The organism is Microbispora sp. NPDC004025 (assembly GCF_053604425.1).
The window spans coordinates 97,933-113,364 of sequence record NZ_JBSGHN010000013.1; the positions used below are offsets into that span (position 1 = coordinate 97,933).

The window sequence follows — 15,432 nt, forward strand, 5'->3', positions numbered from 1 at the left end:
GTAAGATCCGCCTCCGGTCGTGTCAATGACGTGCTGTGGCCCGAGTTACAAGACGATGTCAAGTGATCTCCAAGCCGGATCGGCAAGCATGGCCGTCTCCCGTCAAGGAGGAAGGACCCCGCTGAGATCGAGGTCCTGAACCGCGACGAGCCGGTGGTACAGACGACGTCTCCCGTCCGCTGCCAGAGCCGACAAGCCGGCGCGCCGTCGTGCCCCCGGTCGGCGCGCCCCGACGGCGCACGGCACCGCCCTGCGGGGCGGGCCGTGCGCCGTCGCTGTAATTTGAAGTGTGGATCCACGGAGGCGGGTGCCGCGCACCGACGCCGTGCTGGCCGATCCAAGGCTGGCCGCCGCCGTCGAGCGGCTCGGCCGCCCGGCGGTCAAGGACGCGGTCGCGCGGGCGCAACAGCGGGTGCGGCAGGGCGAGATCGAACCGGAGGACGTCGCCGGCGTCGCGCTGGCGGCGCTGCCGCGCCACGCCACGAGTCTGCGTCCTGTGCTCAACATGACCGGGGTGCTGCTCCACACGAACCTGGGACGTGCGCCGCTGTCCCCGGCCGCCGTCGAGGCGGTGACGGTGGCGGCGGGAGCGACGGACGTGGAATTCGACCTGGTCACAGGGGCACGGGCGCGCCGTGGGCGCGGCGCGGTCGAGGCGCTCGCGCGGGCCGTGCCCGCCGCCGAGGGCGTGCACGTGGTCAACAACAACGCCGCCGCCCTCGTGCTGGCCGCCACCGCGCTCGCGGCCGGGCGGGAGATCGTGATCAGCAGGGGTGAGCTGGTCGAGATCGGCGACGGTTTCCGCATTCCCGACCTGCTCGTGTCCACCGGCGCGCGCCTGCGCGAGGTGGGCACGACCAACCGCACCGCCCTGGCCGACTACCGGGACGTGATCGGGCCGCAGACGGGGTTCGTGCTCAAGGTCCACCCGTCGAACTTCCGCGTCGAGGGCTTCACCGGCTCGGTCGAGGTGGCCGAGCTGACCGGGCTGGGCGTGCCCGTGGTCGTCGACATCGGGTCCGGCCTGCTCGACCGTGACGCGCTGCTGCCCGAGGAGCCCGACGCGACGAGCGTGCTGCGGGCCGGCGCCGACCTGGTCACCGCGAGCGGCGACAAGCTGCTCGGCGGCCCGCAGGCGGGCCTCCTGCTCGGCCGCCGCGACCTCGTCGAACGGCTCAGGCGGCACCCGCTCGCGCGGGCGCTGCGGGTGGACAAGCTGACGCTGGCCGCGCTCGAGGCGACGCTGCGGGGCCCGGAGCCCCCCGTACGGCAGGCTCTCCATGCCGATCCGCTCATCCTCGGCGAGCGGGCCGAGGCGCTGGCGAAGGCGATGTGCCAGGCGCGCGTGGACGCGGCGGCCGTGCACGCGGACGCCACTGTGGGCGGGGGCGGGGCCCCCGGCGTGCGCCTGCCGAGCGTGGCCGTGAGCCTGCCGGAGCGGCTCGCCGTACCGCTGCGGCTAGGCGAGCCGCCGGTCGTCGGCCGGGTCGAGGGCGGCCGTCTGCTGCTCGACCTGCGCGCCGTGCCGCCGGAGCGGGACGGCGAGGTCCTGCAGGCCGTCCTGAGGGCGGCCGGCTGATGCACGTCGTGGCCACGGCGGGGCACGTCGATCACGGCAAGTCGACGCTGGTGCGTGCGCTGACCGGGATGGAGCCCGACCGGCTGGAGGAGGAGCGGCGGCGCGGCCTCACGATCGAGCTGGGCTACGCCTGGACGGCGCTGCCCTCCGGGGAGCGGGTGGCGTTCGTCGACGTGCCCGGGCACGAGCGGTTCCTCGGCACGATGCTCGCCGGGGTCGGCCCGGTGCCCGCCGTGATGTTCGTCGTCGCCGCCGACGAGGGGTGGATGCCCCAGTCGGAGGAGCACCTGGTCGCGCTGCGCACCCTCGGCGTACGGCACGGCCTGCTCGCCGTCACCCGCGCGGACCTCGCCGACCCCGCGCCCGCGCTGAATGACGCGTGTGACCGGCTGGCGGAGGCCGGGCTGGGCCCGGTGGAGGCCCTGGCGGTGAGCGGGCGTACCGGCGAGGGCCTGGACGGGCTGCGCGCCGCCCTCGACCGGCTGGTGGCGGCGCTGCCCGCGCCCGATCCGCACGCTCCCGTGCGGCTGTGGATCGACCGGGCGTTCAGCGTTCGCGGCAGCGGGACCGTCGTGACCGGCACGCTGCCCGCCGGGCGCGTCGAGGCCGGCGACGAGCTGGAGCTGGACGGCGAGCCGGTGCGGGTGCGCGCCCTGGAGTCGCTGAAGGAGCACGTCGAGTCGGTCACCGGGGTCGCGAGGGTGGCGCTCAACCTGCGCGGGCGGGTCGCGCCGGAACGCGGACGCGCCCTCGTCACGCCCGGCGCGTGGACGACGACGGACCTGGCCGACGTGCGCGTGACGATGGCGGTGGGCGCCCGCGGGCCGCTTCCCGCGCGGCTCACCGCCCACATCGGCTCGGCGTCGGTGCCCTGCGAGGTGCGTTCGCTCGGCGCCGAGGCCGAGGGGGTGGCGGCCCGGCTGCGCCTGGCCCGGCCGCTTCCCCTGCACCTGGGAGACACGCTGCTGCTGCGGGACCCGGGCCGCGGGCACGGCGAGCTGCGGGTGCTCGCGCGGGCGACCGTGCTGGACGTGCGGCCCCCGGAGCTGCGCCGCCGGGGGGCGGCCAGGGAGCGGGCCAGGGCGCTGGCGGACGCGTCGGCGGACGCCGCCTCCCTGCTGCGTACGCACCTGCTGCTGCGCGAGGGCGAGCTGGTCGCGATGGGCTGCCCGCCCGGGGGACGGCCGGTGGCCGCCGGCTGGCACGCCGACCCCGATCACTGGTCGGCGCTGTCCGCCCGGCTCCCGGAGGTCGTACGGCGGTACGCCGCCGATCACCCGCTGGAGCCCGGGATGCCGGTGGAGGCCGCCCGCCACGAGCTCGGCCTGCCCGACCGCAGGCTCGTGGCGGCGCTCGTACGGCCGCCGCTGACGGTGGCCGACGGGCGGATCAGCACGACGGGCCGCGTCACCGCGGGCATCGCGGGGCTGCCCGCTCCGGTCGCCCGCGCGGTGCGGACCCTGCTGGACGACCTGGCCGGGGCTCCGTTCCAGGCGCCGGAGGCCGGGCGGCTGACCGAGCTGGGGCTCGGGCCGCGCGAGCTCGCCGCCGCCGTACGCGCCGGGGCGCTGCTGCGTGTGGCCGAGGGCGTCGTGCTCGCGCCCGGGGCCGACGCGCGGGCGGCGGCGCTGCTGGCCCGGCTGCCGCAGCCGTTCACGGTCAGCCAGGCCAGGAGCGCGCTCGGCACCAGCCGCAGGGTCGCGGTGCCGCTGCTGGAGCACCTCGACCGCAGGGGCCTCACCGAGCGGGTGGACGAGGTCCACCGCCGGTCCGTCTGACGGGTCCGGCGGGGTCAGCCCCTGAGCTCGCCGCCGAGAGGCGAGGCGGGGTAGCCGGGGATCGGGCCGCGGGCCTTCCACGGCTCGTGGACGAGGTCGCCGGGAAGGGACGCCAGCTCGGGGACATAGCGCCGCACGTACTCGCCCTCGGGGTCGAACTTCTTGGCCTGCCGGAGGGGGTTGAGTTTGCGGTAGGGCCGGGTGTCGTTGCCCGTCCCGGCGACCCACTGCCAGTTGCCGCAGTTGTTGGGCATGTCGCCGTCGAGCAGCCATTCGGCGAAGTGTTCGAGCCCGGCCCGCCAGTCGATGCCGAGCCGCTTGGTCAGGTAGGAGCCGGTCACTAGGCGCACCCGGTTGTGCATCCAGCCCTCGGCGAGAAGCTGGCGCATGCCCGCGTCCACGATGGGAACCCCGGTCAGGCCCTCCCGCCAGGCGGCCTCCGTCTCCTCGTCGCGCCGCCACTCCACGTCTCCCGGCCGGTAGTCGCGCCGGCCCATCTCGGGGAAGGCGTTCACCACCTGGTAGTGGAAGTCGCGCCAGCACAGCTGCCTGACGTACTCCTCGCCGCCCGGCCGTTCGCAGGAGCGGTCCACCACCTCCAGGGGCGACACGCAGCCGAAGTGGAGATAGGCGCTGAGCATCGAGGTGCGTCCCGCCATCCGGTCGCGCGTCTCGGCGTAGGCGGCGAGACCGCCGCTCACCCACTGCCGCAGCCGCCGCCGCGCCTCGCTCTCCCCGCCCCGCACGATCCCGTACGGCTCGGGGGACGCCTCGGGAAGGACGCCGGGGTCGATGCCGGGCGGCAGGCGCATGCGGTGGGGCGCGCCGAGGACCGGCCGTTTCGCGGTGCCCGACCAGGCACGCCAGTACGGCGAGAAGACCCGGTAGTGGCTTCCGCCGCCGGGCCGCAGTGCGCCGGGGGGCACCACGGTCACGCCGGGGAAGAGGCGGAACTCCAGCCGGTGGGCCCGGCACTCGTCCGCGAGGCGCCGCTCCCGGCGCCGCGCCAGCGGGCTGACGTCCTCACTCGCCCAGATCGCCGACGCGCCCGTCTCTCCGGCCGTGCGTACGGCCTGGGCCACGGGATCGCCGTGCCGTACGACGAGGTCGCCGCCGAGCGAGCGCAGGGACGCCCGCAGGTCGTGGAGCGACGCGTGGAGGAAGTCGCGGCGATGCCGGGCGGCGATCGCGGAATCGAACACGAACATCGGAACGACGTGCCGGGCCACGGCGGACGCCTCGAAGAGCGCCGGGTGATCGTGAATTCGCAGGTCCCGGTTGAACAGCACGACGACGGTCTCCACGCGTACCTCTTCGCGGCCGATCCCGCCCGCGGTTGCGGCTCGCGGGTAAATCGCGAGATCGTTTCGCCGGGCGGCCGGGGCTGCTTCACCCCGAGACCGGTCGTACGCATGCTGTAATGCCGGAAAAGTGCGGAACCCTGGTTATTCCCCGGGTATATGAAGGCTATTCACATCGGATGTGTCTATCGGGTGGCCGGGGAAAGACGGGCATGGGAACCCGTGCGCCACTGGACGCGTCCGATGGTGTGAAAGCAGAATGAAACACCAGGTCATCCGCCTGGCGAGACGGTCGAACCAGGTGGAATCCGGCACTTCTCCAGACAAGCGGAGAGAAGATAACGGGCACCTCTTCTGGGTCCCTTTCGGATGACCATATCGGTGTTATTTGCGGCTTATCCTCAACTCGTGATTTCTATGGTTCTTTTCCTTCCCAACACATCGCAGTCAGTCTAAGATCTCGTTCTATGTATCGGTATGCATCAAGATTTCCTGTTAGGCAAGTGCGACGCCTAAGTCACAGTGATGCTCTGGCCGAACATGCCGCCGTCGCCACCCTCCTCACCCTGTTCCGGTGCGCATGAACCCGCCCGCCGGGGATGTGACGCTCGACCCCGGCCGGGGGATGGCATGGGTGGACGAGCACGGCGCCCACCTCGTCGACTACGCCTCCTGCCACCTCGAGCCCGCCCCCATGCTCGCGGCGGTGATCGCCGCGCTGGAGTCGTGCGCCGCCCGCGAACTGCCCGGGAACGTTTCAGATCGGGCCTGGCTGCTGTCCGCGCTGCGCCGTGAGTGCGCCACCGGCCCGGGGCGGGGATTCCTGCCCGGGCCCGGTTCCGGCGGGCCCGACCCCCGGGCGGTGCGGCGTGCGTGGAGCCTGGCGGATCCGCTGGGCGCCGAGGCGCTGCGCCTGCTCTACCGTCACGAACTCCCGCTGCGGGATCTCGTGTACGTGCTCGCCCTGCCGGCCAAGGAGACCGGCAGGCTGATCGCGCGTACCCAGGACGTGGTGGAGATCCTCGTGAGCGGCCTGGACGGCCTCGCCCGGGGTCGTCCGATCTGCCCGGAGTTGGGTCCGCTGGCCGCCGCCGTCTTCCCCGACGAGCACGGCGAGGCGGCCGACTTCGGGGCCGCACGCACGGCGCTGCTCCGGCACATCGTGACCTGCGTGGTGTGCAAGCGGCCCATCAACATCCGATACACCGTTCCGCAGATTCTCTCCCGTCCCCCGGTGGCCGACCTCACGACCGAGACCAGGCAGCGGCTCCTGGACGCGCTGAACAGGCCGGCCCCCGCCCGGGCGCAGCGGCCGGCACACCGGCCCCCCTCGTCGTTCGGCATGCCGCTCGCCGCTCCCGTGAACACCGCCCCCGCCCCGGCCGCGCGGCGGGAATCCCCGCCGGCGTCCGTCCCGTCGCCCCGGACGGGTGGCCCGGTGACTCCGACGCCACCGGTGCCGCCGCTGGTGCCACCCGACTCCGGTCTGTCGACGGCCGTGCCCCGGGAGGAGCCCGGCACGCCGTTCCGGGACGCCACGGCGGACAGGGAGCACACGGAGCACCGGGGGGACCGGGAGCACACGGGGCACACGGGGCCCGGCCGCCTGGCCCCGCCCCCGCAGCCGGGAGCGGCACGTCCCACCGGTGCTCCCGTCGACGCTCCCTCCGGCGCTCCCTCTGGCGCCTCTTCCGGCGGTCCGGCCGCCCCCGAACTGCCGGAGCGTCCGGTGCGGCCCATCTCCCAGGAGGACACCCAGCCGGGCCTGGCGTGGCCGTCGAGGGCGTCGAAGTCGCGCGCCGCGCAACGGCCCGCGCCGTCCCCCGGCCCTTCCGGCGCCGCCGGTCCCGCGAACCCGCCCGGCCCTGCCGGATCGACGCGTCCGCCGGAACCGCAGGGCCCGGCGACGTCAGCGGGCTCGCCCGGATCCGCCAGGCGGGCGGGTTCGGCCGGCTCACCGGCGGCTGCCGCGACTGGGACGCCCGGGACGGCTGGGGAGGCGCGTCCGGCTCTCGGACCGGCCGCCCTGCAGCCGGGGCAGGACACGCCTCTCTACAACGCGCTGCTCTCGCAGATCAGGGCCAGGGAGGCCCTGGCGCACGCGGCCGAGGCGGTCCCCGCCCCCGGCGACCGCGTCTTGGCCGACCGCGCCACAGCCGACCGCGCCGGTGTTGGCAACGTCGTGGACGTGCCCGGGGAGGTGGACCTTCCCGACAGGCCGCTGGCCGGTGCGCAGATCAGGATCGTTCAGGTGCTGGCACGGGTCGGCTCGCTCTTACGGGCGACCGCCCTGCGGATCGTCATCGTCGTCGTCGCGGGGGCGGCGGGCACCGTGACGGGGATCAACCTCTTCGCCCCCGCGCCCCCGTCCCCACGAGGGTCGCTGGAGGCGAACATCGCGCCGACGTCCGCCGACCCCGCAGGAGCGAGGACAGGAGCGGCAGCGAACCCCTCGGCAGCCGGTGCGGCAGCCGGCGCCGCGACAGGCGCCGCGGCGGCGGGCGGGGCCGCGGCGGGTACGGCCTCGGGTGCGCCGCAAGCCACGGTGACCGCGACCGCCGCGACCGGAGACGCCGCGGAGCCCGGCGGCCAGAACACCACAGGGGGCGGCACGACCGGGGGCGCCGCGCCCGGGGATGCAGCGCGGCCCGGCGGACAGGACTCGGCCGGGGGTGGCACGACCGGAGGTGCCGCGCAGCCCGGCGGCCAGAACACCGCGGGGAGCGCCGCGACCGGGGACGCAGCGCGGCCCGGCGGACAGGGCGCCGCTCAGGACGCCCCCGTCACCCCGGGTGTCTTCCTGATGGGGGCCTGGGGCGTTCAGACGCCGTCCGTCATCACCCTCGACGCGTTCGGGAGAGGCACCCTCACTCTCTCGACAACCTCCGGAAAGCCCGTGAAATGGCGGATATCGGCTCCCGGCCTGGTGGTCGAGCCGTCCAGCGGAACGCTCAAGCCCGGGGATACCGACGTGCTCACCGTGCGCGCGCTGCGCGTCCGCTACTGGTGCGGGGCCCCCTCGCCCGTGACGGCGCCGCTCGAACTGCATGGCCCGAAGGGCAAGAAAGGCACCGCCACCGTGCGATGGAGCACCTGCTGATCACGCCCCCCGTTTCCTTCCGTCCTCGGTGAAAGGACCCGACATGACCGAGATCCACACTTCGGTGCCTACTCCCGCCGAGCAGTTCCCGGAGAGCGTGCCTCTCACGGCCGAACACCTGTTGACCAACCGCCGTGTGGAGCCCACCGGCGGCTGGCGGCGGCTCGTCTACCAGCTCTCCGGCGGCCGCATCATTCCCTCGGAGTCGGCGGCGGAGATGGAGCGCCGCACGCTCATCGCGCAGGCCCAGACGCCCGTCGCCAGCGGTCACCACCGGATCGCGGTCATGAGCCTCAAGGGCGGGGTGGGGAAGACCACGACGACGGCGGCGCTGGGCAACACGCTCGCCTCGCTGCGCGGCGACCGGGTGATCGCCATCGACGCCAACCCCGACCGGGGAACGCTCGGTATCAAGGTCAAGTCGGAGACCGCGGCGACCATCCGGACCCTCCTGGCCGAGGCGCCGCACATCGTGCGGTACGCCGACGCCCGCGCGTTCACCTCGCAGTCGTCCGCGCGGCTGGAGGTGCTCGCCTCCGACACCGACCCGGCCGTCAGCGAGGCGTTCAACGCGGAGGACTACCGTACGGTCGCCAATCTGATCGAGCGCTACTACTCCATCTGCATCACCGACTGCGGCACCGGGCTCCTGCACGGCGCCATGGGCGCCACGCTGGAGCTCGCCGACCAGATCGTGCTGGTCACCATGGTCGCGGTGGACGGTGCGAGCTCGGCCGCCGCGACCCTCGACTGGCTCACCGCCCACGGCCACGGCCACCTCGTCAAGAACGCCATCGTCGTGCTGAACGCGGTCGAGCCCAAGTCACACGTCGACGTCGACCTGCTCGAACGACACTTCTCCGGGCGTTGCCGCACGGTGGTGCGGGTGCCGTTCGACCCGCACCTGAAAGAGGGCGCGGAGGTCGACCTCGCCCGGCTGCGGCCCACCACCCGCGGGGCGTACCTGCGCCTCGCCGCGGCGGCCGGGCAGGCGTTCGGGCAGCGGCCGGACCGGAGCAAGTAGTGGGACCCGTCATCCCCGATCCGGCGCTCGACTGGGACCTGGGACCACCGCGTCGGTGGGATCCCCGGCACCTGGTCGTCGCCATCGCGGGGGTCGTCACCGTGATCGCCGTCGCGGTGATCGTGCTGCAGACGCGGCAGACGGAGGCGCCGCCGTCCACGCCGGTGCGTGTCGCGGCGCCGACCGTCGCGCTGGCGGCGCCCGCCGGGCACGAGGGCGACGGAGGCTATCCCGTCGGTTTCCCCCACAGCGAGATCGGGGCGGCCTCCGCGGCGGCCGCCGCGTTGGAAGCCGCCTGGACGCTCGACGTCGGCCAGGCCGAACAGGCGGCCGCGCTGTACGCCCCGCCGGACCAGCGCAAGGAGGCACGCGAGGGTGCGCGCGATGCCGTACGCGGCTGGCGGGAGACCCTCGGCCTGCCCGCCGAAGGCGACCTCCCCGCCGGGGCGGCGCTGCGGACGCAGACGATCGGCGTCCAATGGAAGGTCCGCTCCGAGGACCAGGTGCAGGTCTCCGTCCTGGTCCAGGTGACGGCGACCACGGGCGCCGGCGCCACCGGCCCCGTCTACTCCAGCCCTTACGCCATGAGCCTGCTCATGGCGTGGAAACCCGATATGCGCGGGGCGGACAAGGGCGACTGGGTCAACATCCCCGACCCGACGCCTCCGTCCGTGCCCGCAGCCGCTCTCCCAGGGACGCCCGAGTTCGCCGCGGCGGGCTGGAAGTCCCTCATCGGTCCCCGGCCCACTCCCTAGATCGAGGAAGAGCCTCTCAATGACCCCCCGAATGTCCACCCGGCGCGCCACCCTGGTCTCCGGCCTGCTCCTGGCCGCGGTCTCCGCCACCGGCGGCGCCGTGGCCGCGCAGCCCTGGGCCGCCGTGGCCGAGCCCGGCTGGGACGCCCCTCCACCGGTAGAGGGCGCCGGTCCCATGGCCGCGCCCACCTCAAACGACTCCGCGGACGACTCCGCGGAGTCCTCGTCGTCCTCCTCGGATTCCGCGTCGGACTCCGGGTCGGACTCCGCGTCGGATTCCTCCCCGGGCGGCTCCGGGAACGCGCCGGACCAGGCCGCGCCCGACACGCAGACGGCGAACAAGGCAGGCCCCGGTTCGTCAGGTACGGCCCATCACTCGTCGGGCGACTCCGCTGGTGCGCCGGGTACGCCGCAGGACTCGTCCGGTGGTCCGGATGGTCCGTCCGGTCCGGCCCACGACCATTCCTCGGACGGCGCCGCCGACACACCCGACAGCACTCCCGGCGGTGCTCCCGACAGCGCCGGAGACGCACCGGACGACGGCGCGAAGGCCTCGAACGACGAGGGGAACGGCACCGGCGCGAACGCGCCGAACGGCGCCGGGCCGGACTCCCAAGCGGCGAACAAGTCCGGCCCCGATTCCTCCGCCGGCTCGTCCGGCACCGCCCACGACTCCGCCGGTGGTCCCGGCGGCCCGTCGGGGAAGTCGCACGACTCCGGCGGATCCGCAGGCGTCCCCCTGAGCGCCGGTTCCGACGGCACCTCCACTCGGGACCGGACGGCCCACGCGTCGCGCGATCGGGACGCCGGCGGCCGCAGCCGCGACAGGAATGATCGGACGGCCCGCGACTCCCGTGATCGCACGCGTGACCATCACCGCACCAGAGGAGACCGGCCGGGCGGCGGTCCCCTGACGAAGGCCCAGCCGACGCCGAGCGGACAGGGAAAGCCGGGGCCGAACGGCGGGCCGGGAACCGCCACGACTCCGCAGCCGACGGCCGGCGGCGCGGCCACGGCGACTCCCGGCCAGAGCGGTCAGGGGGCGCCGCCGCCGACCGCGAGCAGCGGGCCCACCGCGACCGCGACCCCCGCACCGGCCGGGAGCGGCGCTCCCACGCCTGCGCCCAGCGGGGCCACCGCTGCGGCGACATCGCAGGCCACCCCGGCGGCGACCGTCGCGGTGAGCGTCTCGCCCGCGCCGGGCACCACGGCGAGCACCCAGCCGAGTCCCACGGCCACCGGCAAGCCGACCGACAAACCCACTGACAAGCCCACGGGGAAGCCGACCGACAAACCGACGGGGAAGCCCGGCGACAAGCCGACGCAGAAGCCCACCGGGAAGCCGACCGATAAACCGACGGGGAAGCCGACGGCCAAGTCCGCGCCGCAGCCGAAGACCACGGCCACAGCCAAGCCGACGCACAGGCCGGTGCAGCAGCCACCGCAGAAGCCGCCGCAGCCCAGGGCGAGCGTGGCCGTCACCTCGACCGCGCTCCCCACCGCCGCCCCGCCCACCAACCGGCCCACCACCCCGCCCACAGTCCCCACGGCGTCGGGTGCGGCGCCCGGCACCGCGACATCGGCGCGGACGGCCTTCCCGGCCGTGACGCCGACGGATGTCACGGCCGCGCCGGCGCCTCCGGACGATTCGACGTGGGTGATCCCCGTGCCGTCGCTCACCGGTCGTGCCGTGGCGGCGCCTCCACCGGCCGCACAGCCGCCGGCCGCACCCCTCGTGATCCCGGGATATGTGCCGTTGCCGCCGCTGGTCGCTCATGCGCAGCACCGCTGCGGGGACGACGGCACCGCCGACTGCTGGAGCCTGGCGCCCTGGCGGAGCCGTACGGCGGGGCACTCGCACGCCCTCCCGGGCGGCGAGCAGGCGGGCGGGACGGCGACGCCGCGATGGGCCTTCGCCCCGCCGAGCGTCAAGGCGGACGTGCCCAGCCCGTCGGGCGTACCCGGCGCGACCAGGGCGCCGTTCGCCGGATCGGTGTTCGCGGCGCAGGAACCGGCCGCGGCCCGGGCCGGATGCTGGGCCTTCAGCCCATCCGCGCACTGCGCGCGATGGGACTGACCGTCCGTCGCCGACCAGGTGTTACGCCGTCACCGTCCCGGGCACGCTGCTCCGCATGGAGCACATGGCGGAGGACCCGGCCCCGGTGACGGCGGTCACCGTGACGCCCTGCGAGGACGGCCCGCTGCTGGTGCGCGGGCCGTTCACGCTGACGACGCAGGACGGGCGGCACATCGACCCGGGCAGGGCCACGGTCGCGCTGTGCCGCTGCGGCCGGTCCTCGACCAAGCCGTTCTGCGACGGCTCCCACAAGGTGGTCGGCTTCCGGGCGACGAGCGAGCCCGACCCGCCCAGCTGACGGAAGCCGGAATCGAGGGAGCGGAGCGGAAGGGAGCGAGGACCGCAGCGAAGGTCCAGTCCGGGCCCCGCGGAAATTTTGAGCTTGCGAGGAATTTTCGTGGGTGGAGCGGAGCGGACTTCGCGAGGACCGGAGGTTCCTTCCGGCGCAGTGATCGGGGCCCACCCAAGACTCGTAGTCGTCAGGCAGTGATGAGGATCGGCCCGTGGTGCTGAGTGATTGGGGCGCAGTTTCAAGGCGTTGGTGGACCCGCCCAGTGCTTGTGGTCCTGGTTGATCTGCCCAAGGAACCTGAAGCCGATCAGGCCGGAGTTGGTGCCCTTGCTAGGCGGGTGCGGCGGTCGGGGGTTCGGCGCTGAGTGCGCGGCGGCGGAGGCGGCGGGTCGAGTGGGCGGCGGTGCGCAGGCGGCGTCCGGCGTACGGCACGCCGCCGAGCAGGAACCTGGCGGTCAGGGCCGCCCAGCTGCAGGTGGCGCGTTCGAGGACCCAGACCGGGGCGAACAGGCTGGAGGTGGCGGGGAAGATCCGGCGGCCCCCGGCGCGGCGGCGTCCGATCTCGGCCAGGCCGACCACCGCCGCGGCGCCCGCTGCGATCAATTCGGGCCGGCGCCGCCACAGAGCCACGCCCACGCAGGGGAGGACGGCGAGGAAGGCCGTCATCCGGGCGGGTTGTGCGAGGTCGTCGTATGCCTGCCGGATCCGCTGGGACCAGAACCGGCGGGTGTCGGGCGGCAGGCGCCGCACGTAGAGGTCGAGCGGGCGGACCTCGCGGCCGCCGTAAGCGCGGACGGTGCGGATGAGCTCCAGGTTCTCGAACAGCACGTCGCCGTCGTAGCCGCCCATCTTCTCGAACGTCGAACGGCGCACGCCGAAGGTCCCCGGGTAGTCCGCGCCGAGGCCGCGGTTGAGCAGGGTGCGGGCGCTGTCCCAGCGGGCGTGCCAGGGGAGCGGGTGGAAGTGGTTCTGCGGGCGGACGAGATCGGCGCGGCCGAGCAGGGCGTGGACCCGGGCGAGTGCGTCCGCGTCGTAGCGCACGTCGTCGTCGGCGATGACGACGTGCTCGTTCCGGACGCGGCGCATGCCGCTCAGCACCCCCGCGACCTTGCCGTTCGCGACCGTCAGGTCGTCGTCGGGCCGCACGTGCTCGGCGATGCCGCGCCACTCACGCGCGTGCCGTTCGAACAGCGGGGACGGTGAACCATCGATCACCACGATCCGAGCATGCCGGGCAAGGCCGCGCAGATAACCGGTCAGTTCCGCGAGCCCCGCGTCGTCGTTCCAGCGCAGGGGCAGCACGTAGTCGATCTCCGGCGTGACCTGGCTCGGTTCTGCGGTGGCGGAGACGGACGGCGGCACGAGGCTGCCCGGTGCGGGCACGCGGGCGGGCGCGCCGGCCGGGTCGTCGCTCCGGCGGGCGGGCATGCCGGCAGGGTCGTCGCTTCGGCGGCCGAGCGTGGTCATCGGGTCGTCACCTCGGCGTCCGCGTGCCACAGGGAGGTGCGCCCCTCCCGCCAGCGGCCCAGCAAGTGCTCCGCGAAGAGCCGGTCGAGGGTGAGCGCGCAGGCGGCGCCGTACAGGATGTCCCCGGCCAGGCCGGCATGCTCGGCGGCGAACGCGCCGCACATGTCGTGCGTGGCGATCTGCTCGTGTACGGCGTCGGCCTGCACGTGCTCGTCGTAGTAGCGGCGTACGCCGGCGTCCCCGCCCAGCCGCCGCAGGCCCTGGCTGTAGCGGCGGTTGGGGATCGACGAGGTCATCTCGAACGCCGCGAGGTGCCCGAGGAGCGCGGCCCGGTGGTGGCGGTGCAGCCCGAACAGCGACATGACGTTGCTGATCGCCAGCGTCACACCCGGGACGCTGCCCAGGTAGGCGCCGTAGGCGTCGTCGAGGCCGAGCCCCCGCATGGTCGCGCGGAACAGTTCGGCGTGCATGCGTTCCGGCCTGCCCCCGCCGTACTCGTCGGACTGGATCTCCACGAGCGCGGCCTTCGGCCGGCCGAGCAGGCGCGGGATCCCCCAAGTGTGCGGGTCGGCCTCCTTGAGCTGGTAGATCGAGCGGTGGATCACGAACTCGCGGAACTGCTCCGCGTCGGCTCCGGCCCGCATGAACGCCGACAGCGAGGGGCCGTGGTCGGCCGCCACCAGCGCCGCCAGGGCGCGGGGCACCTCCCGCGGCGGCGGAGCGGGCGGGCGGGGCACGCGCCGGGCGAGCCAGCGCTCGAACCAGCGTTCCAGGCGCTCCCGCAGGGCCAGCACCGACGGGTTCCACTCCCAACGGTCGTCGACGCCGTCGAAGCCCTGGTAGTGCAGCTCGTAACAGGCGAACAGCGCGAGCTGGGCGTCCTCGTCGTCGAACGGGCCGCCGTACGGGACGGTGGGCGGCGGGGCGAAAGCGTGCGGCGGCCGGGCCAGCTCCGTGAAGAGCCGCTCGGTCAGCGGGCCTCGGGGCGCGGGCAACTGCATCAGCTCTCCAGCAGGCGGTAGACGGACACGTGGGCGCGGCTGTCATCGGTGAACGGAGCGCAGGACCAGTCGGCCCAGCGGTGCTCCCGCTCCATCCCGGCGAGGCGGGCCATGAGATCCAGCTCGCACGGCCAGGCGTAGCGGTGGTCGGCCGGCAGCAGCCGCAGGCCGTCCGTGGTCATCCGCAGTTTCGTGGTGTGCATGAACTGCTCGGCCGGGCTCAGCCTGGCCGCCTCGACGACGACCTCGTCCTCGCCGAGCGACAGCAGCCGCAGCGCCGTCCGGTCCCGGAAGGCCGCCGGGTCCGGCACCCAGGTCTCGATCACGAAGCGTCCACCGGGCCGCAGGTGGGCGGCCGCGTTGCGGAAGCATCGCACCTGGGCGTCCTGGGAGGGCAGCGCGAAGACGGTGTTGAAGGCCAGCAGGACGAGCGCGAACCGTCCCTCGACGTTCACCTCGGAGAAGTCGCCCACGGTCACCGGGATGCGGTCTCCGCCGGTCTTGCCCCGCAGGACCGCCACCATGTCGGAGGACCCGTCGACGCCCGCCACCGTCAGGCCGCGGGCGGCGAGGGGGAGCGCCAGCCTGCCGGTGCCGATCCCGAACTCCAGGACGGGCCCTCCCTGGGCCAGCCGGAAGACCCGCTCGACCGCCGGTCCGGTGGGCAGGTGCCCCACCATCTCGTCGTATATGTCCGCGATGGTCCGCCCGTACGCGGCCGCATCGAACTCCCCCATATGTTCCCCCCTGTGTCACGGGGGCCGCCCGGGCCTCCTGTCACGCCCCCAGGTCGCGGGCCACCGTGTCGAGCCGGTCCGCCAGCTCGCCGAGCCGCAGGTCGTCCACCGGTTCGTCCCCCACCAGGCTCTTCAGGTCGCGCCGGCTGGTGATCACCAGGCCCTCGGCCCGTTCCTCCGGCACGATTTCGCACCGTCCGCCCACCAGCACCAGCGTCGCGTCGGGCGACGGCGACTCCAGCAGCGCACGGACCTCGTCCCGGCCGACGACACTCATGACGACTCCTCCGCTCCGATCGATTTCCTCCGCCTACCCCTGCCA

Annotated in this window: 14 protein-coding genes; 7 read left to right on the top strand and 7 right to left on the bottom strand. The window is 74.3% G+C overall.

Going from position 1 to position 15,432, the window contains the following annotated elements; all coding sequences use genetic code 11:
- The first annotated feature begins 289 nt into the window (after nt 1-289).
- A complete protein-coding gene (gene selA / locus ACWEQG_RS28345) occupies nt 290-1,579 on the top strand; it encodes an L-seryl-tRNA(Sec) selenium transferase (protein ID WP_452289301.1) in 1,290 nt (429 codons plus the stop codon).
- Nucleotides 1,579-3,357, top strand: a complete 1,779-nt coding sequence (selB, locus tag ACWEQG_RS28350; protein ID WP_452289303.1) for a selenocysteine-specific translation elongation factor — start codon at nt 1,579-1,581, stop codon at nt 3,355-3,357. Before selA ends, selB begins: the two co-directional genes overlap by 1 nt.
- A gap of 14 nt (nt 3,358-3,371) precedes the next feature.
- On the opposite strand, the gene ACWEQG_RS28355 is transcribed toward selB, so the two are convergent.
- Nucleotides 3,372-4,661: a cryptochrome/photolyase family protein gene (locus tag ACWEQG_RS28355; protein ID WP_452289305.1), complete on the bottom strand. Its 1,290-nt coding sequence runs from the start codon at nt 4,659-4,661 to the stop codon at nt 3,372-3,374.
- Between the two features lie 571 nt (nt 4,662-5,232).
- Here ACWEQG_RS28355 and ACWEQG_RS28360 point away from each other — a divergent pair.
- The 3 genes from ACWEQG_RS28360 to ACWEQG_RS28370 are packed head-to-tail and all read left to right on the top strand — an operon-like array spanning nt 5,233 to nt 9,537.
- Entirely contained in the window at nt 5,233-7,758 is a 2,526-nt protein-coding gene (locus ACWEQG_RS28360) for a hypothetical protein (RefSeq protein WP_452289307.1), read from the top strand.
- Between the two features lie 43 nt (nt 7,759-7,801).
- Nucleotides 7,802-8,782, top strand: a complete 981-nt coding sequence (locus ACWEQG_RS28365) for a MinD/ParA family ATP-binding protein (RefSeq protein WP_363462821.1) — start codon at nt 7,802-7,804, stop codon at nt 8,780-8,782.
- Complete coding sequence (locus ACWEQG_RS28370; RefSeq protein WP_452289309.1) at nt 8,782-9,537, top strand: hypothetical protein; 756 nt, start codon at nt 8,782-8,784, stop codon at nt 9,535-9,537. Before ACWEQG_RS28365 ends, ACWEQG_RS28370 begins: the two co-directional genes overlap by 1 nt.
- Before the next feature lie 372 nt (nt 9,538-9,909).
- Here the strand turns inward: ACWEQG_RS28370 and ACWEQG_RS28375 are convergent, their stop codons facing one another.
- Nucleotides 9,910-10,164 (bottom strand): hypothetical protein, encoded by a 255-nt coding sequence (locus ACWEQG_RS28375; protein WP_452289310.1) that lies wholly within the window; start codon nt 10,162-10,164, stop codon nt 9,910-9,912.
- Between the two features lie 408 nt (nt 10,165-10,572).
- Complete coding sequence (locus tag ACWEQG_RS28380) at nt 10,573-11,217, bottom strand: hypothetical protein (protein ID WP_452289312.1); 645 nt, start codon at nt 11,215-11,217, stop codon at nt 10,573-10,575.
- A 70-nt stretch (nt 11,218-11,287) separates the two neighbouring features.
- Here ACWEQG_RS28380 and ACWEQG_RS28385 point away from each other — a divergent pair, with 70 nt between their 5' ends.
- Both ACWEQG_RS28385 and ACWEQG_RS28390 read left to right on the top strand, forming a co-directional pair.
- The gene (locus ACWEQG_RS28385) at nt 11,288-11,614 is read left to right on the top strand and encodes a hypothetical protein (RefSeq protein ID WP_452289314.1); all 327 of its coding nucleotides are present in this window, start codon (nt 11,288-11,290) and stop codon (nt 11,612-11,614) included.
- A gap of 55 nt (nt 11,615-11,669) precedes the next feature.
- Nucleotides 11,670-11,912, top strand: coding sequence for a CDGSH iron-sulfur domain-containing protein (locus tag ACWEQG_RS28390; RefSeq protein WP_452289316.1), 243 nt, complete (start codon nt 11,670-11,672; stop codon nt 11,910-11,912).
- Nucleotides 11,913-12,235: 323 nt separating this feature from the next.
- Here ACWEQG_RS28390 and ACWEQG_RS28395 read toward each other — a convergent pair whose 3' ends face one another.
- The 4 genes from ACWEQG_RS28395 to ACWEQG_RS28410 are packed head-to-tail and all read right to left on the bottom strand — an operon-like array spanning nt 12,236 to nt 15,387.
- Nucleotides 12,236-13,372, bottom strand: coding sequence for a glycosyltransferase (locus ACWEQG_RS28395; RefSeq protein WP_452289318.1), 1,137 nt, complete (start codon nt 13,370-13,372; stop codon nt 12,236-12,238).
- Nucleotides 13,369-14,373, bottom strand: a complete 1,005-nt coding sequence (locus ACWEQG_RS28400) for an iron-containing redox enzyme family protein (RefSeq protein ID WP_452289320.1) — start codon at nt 14,371-14,373, stop codon at nt 13,369-13,371. The genes ACWEQG_RS28395 and ACWEQG_RS28400 overlap by 4 nt, the downstream gene beginning before the upstream one ends.
- On the bottom strand, nt 14,373-15,110 hold the full coding sequence (locus ACWEQG_RS28405) for a class I SAM-dependent DNA methyltransferase (RefSeq protein WP_452289322.1): 738 nt from the start codon (nt 15,108-15,110) through the stop codon (nt 14,373-14,375). The genes ACWEQG_RS28400 and ACWEQG_RS28405 overlap by 1 nt, the downstream gene beginning before the upstream one ends.
- A gap of 40 nt (nt 15,111-15,150) precedes the next feature.
- Nucleotides 15,151-15,387 carry a hypothetical protein gene (locus ACWEQG_RS28410; RefSeq protein WP_452289323.1) on the bottom strand — a complete coding sequence of 79 codons (237 nt, stop codon included), beginning with the start codon at nt 15,385-15,387 and terminating at the stop codon, nt 15,151-15,153.
- Nucleotides 15,388-15,432: the final 45 nt, after the last annotated feature.

Bases quoted from the DNA above. Each gene is read 5' to 3' on its own strand.
- selB (WP_452289303.1), top strand. From the start codon at position 1,579: ATGCACGTCGTGGCCACGGCGGGGCACGTCGATCACGGCAAGTCGACG.
- ACWEQG_RS28365 (WP_363462821.1), top strand. From the start codon at position 7,802: ATGACCGAGATCCACACTTCGGTGCCTACTCCCGCCGAGCAGTTCCCG.
- ACWEQG_RS28390 (WP_452289316.1), top strand. From the start codon at position 11,670: ATGGAGCACATGGCGGAGGACCCGGCCCCGGTGACGGCGGTCACCGTG.
- ACWEQG_RS28395 (WP_452289318.1), bottom strand. From the start codon at position 13,372: ATGACCACGCTCGGCCGCCGAAGCGACGACCCTGCCGGCATGCCCGCC.
- ACWEQG_RS28400 (WP_452289320.1), bottom strand. From the start codon at position 14,373: ATGCAGTTGCCCGCGCCCCGAGGCCCGCTGACCGAGCGGCTCTTCACG.
- ACWEQG_RS28405 (WP_452289322.1), bottom strand. From the start codon at position 15,110: ATGGGGGAGTTCGATGCGGCCGCGTACGGGCGGACCATCGCGGACATA.
- ACWEQG_RS28410 (WP_452289323.1), bottom strand. From the start codon at position 15,387: ATGAGTGTCGTCGGCCGGGACGAGGTCCGTGCGCTGCTGGAGTCGCCG.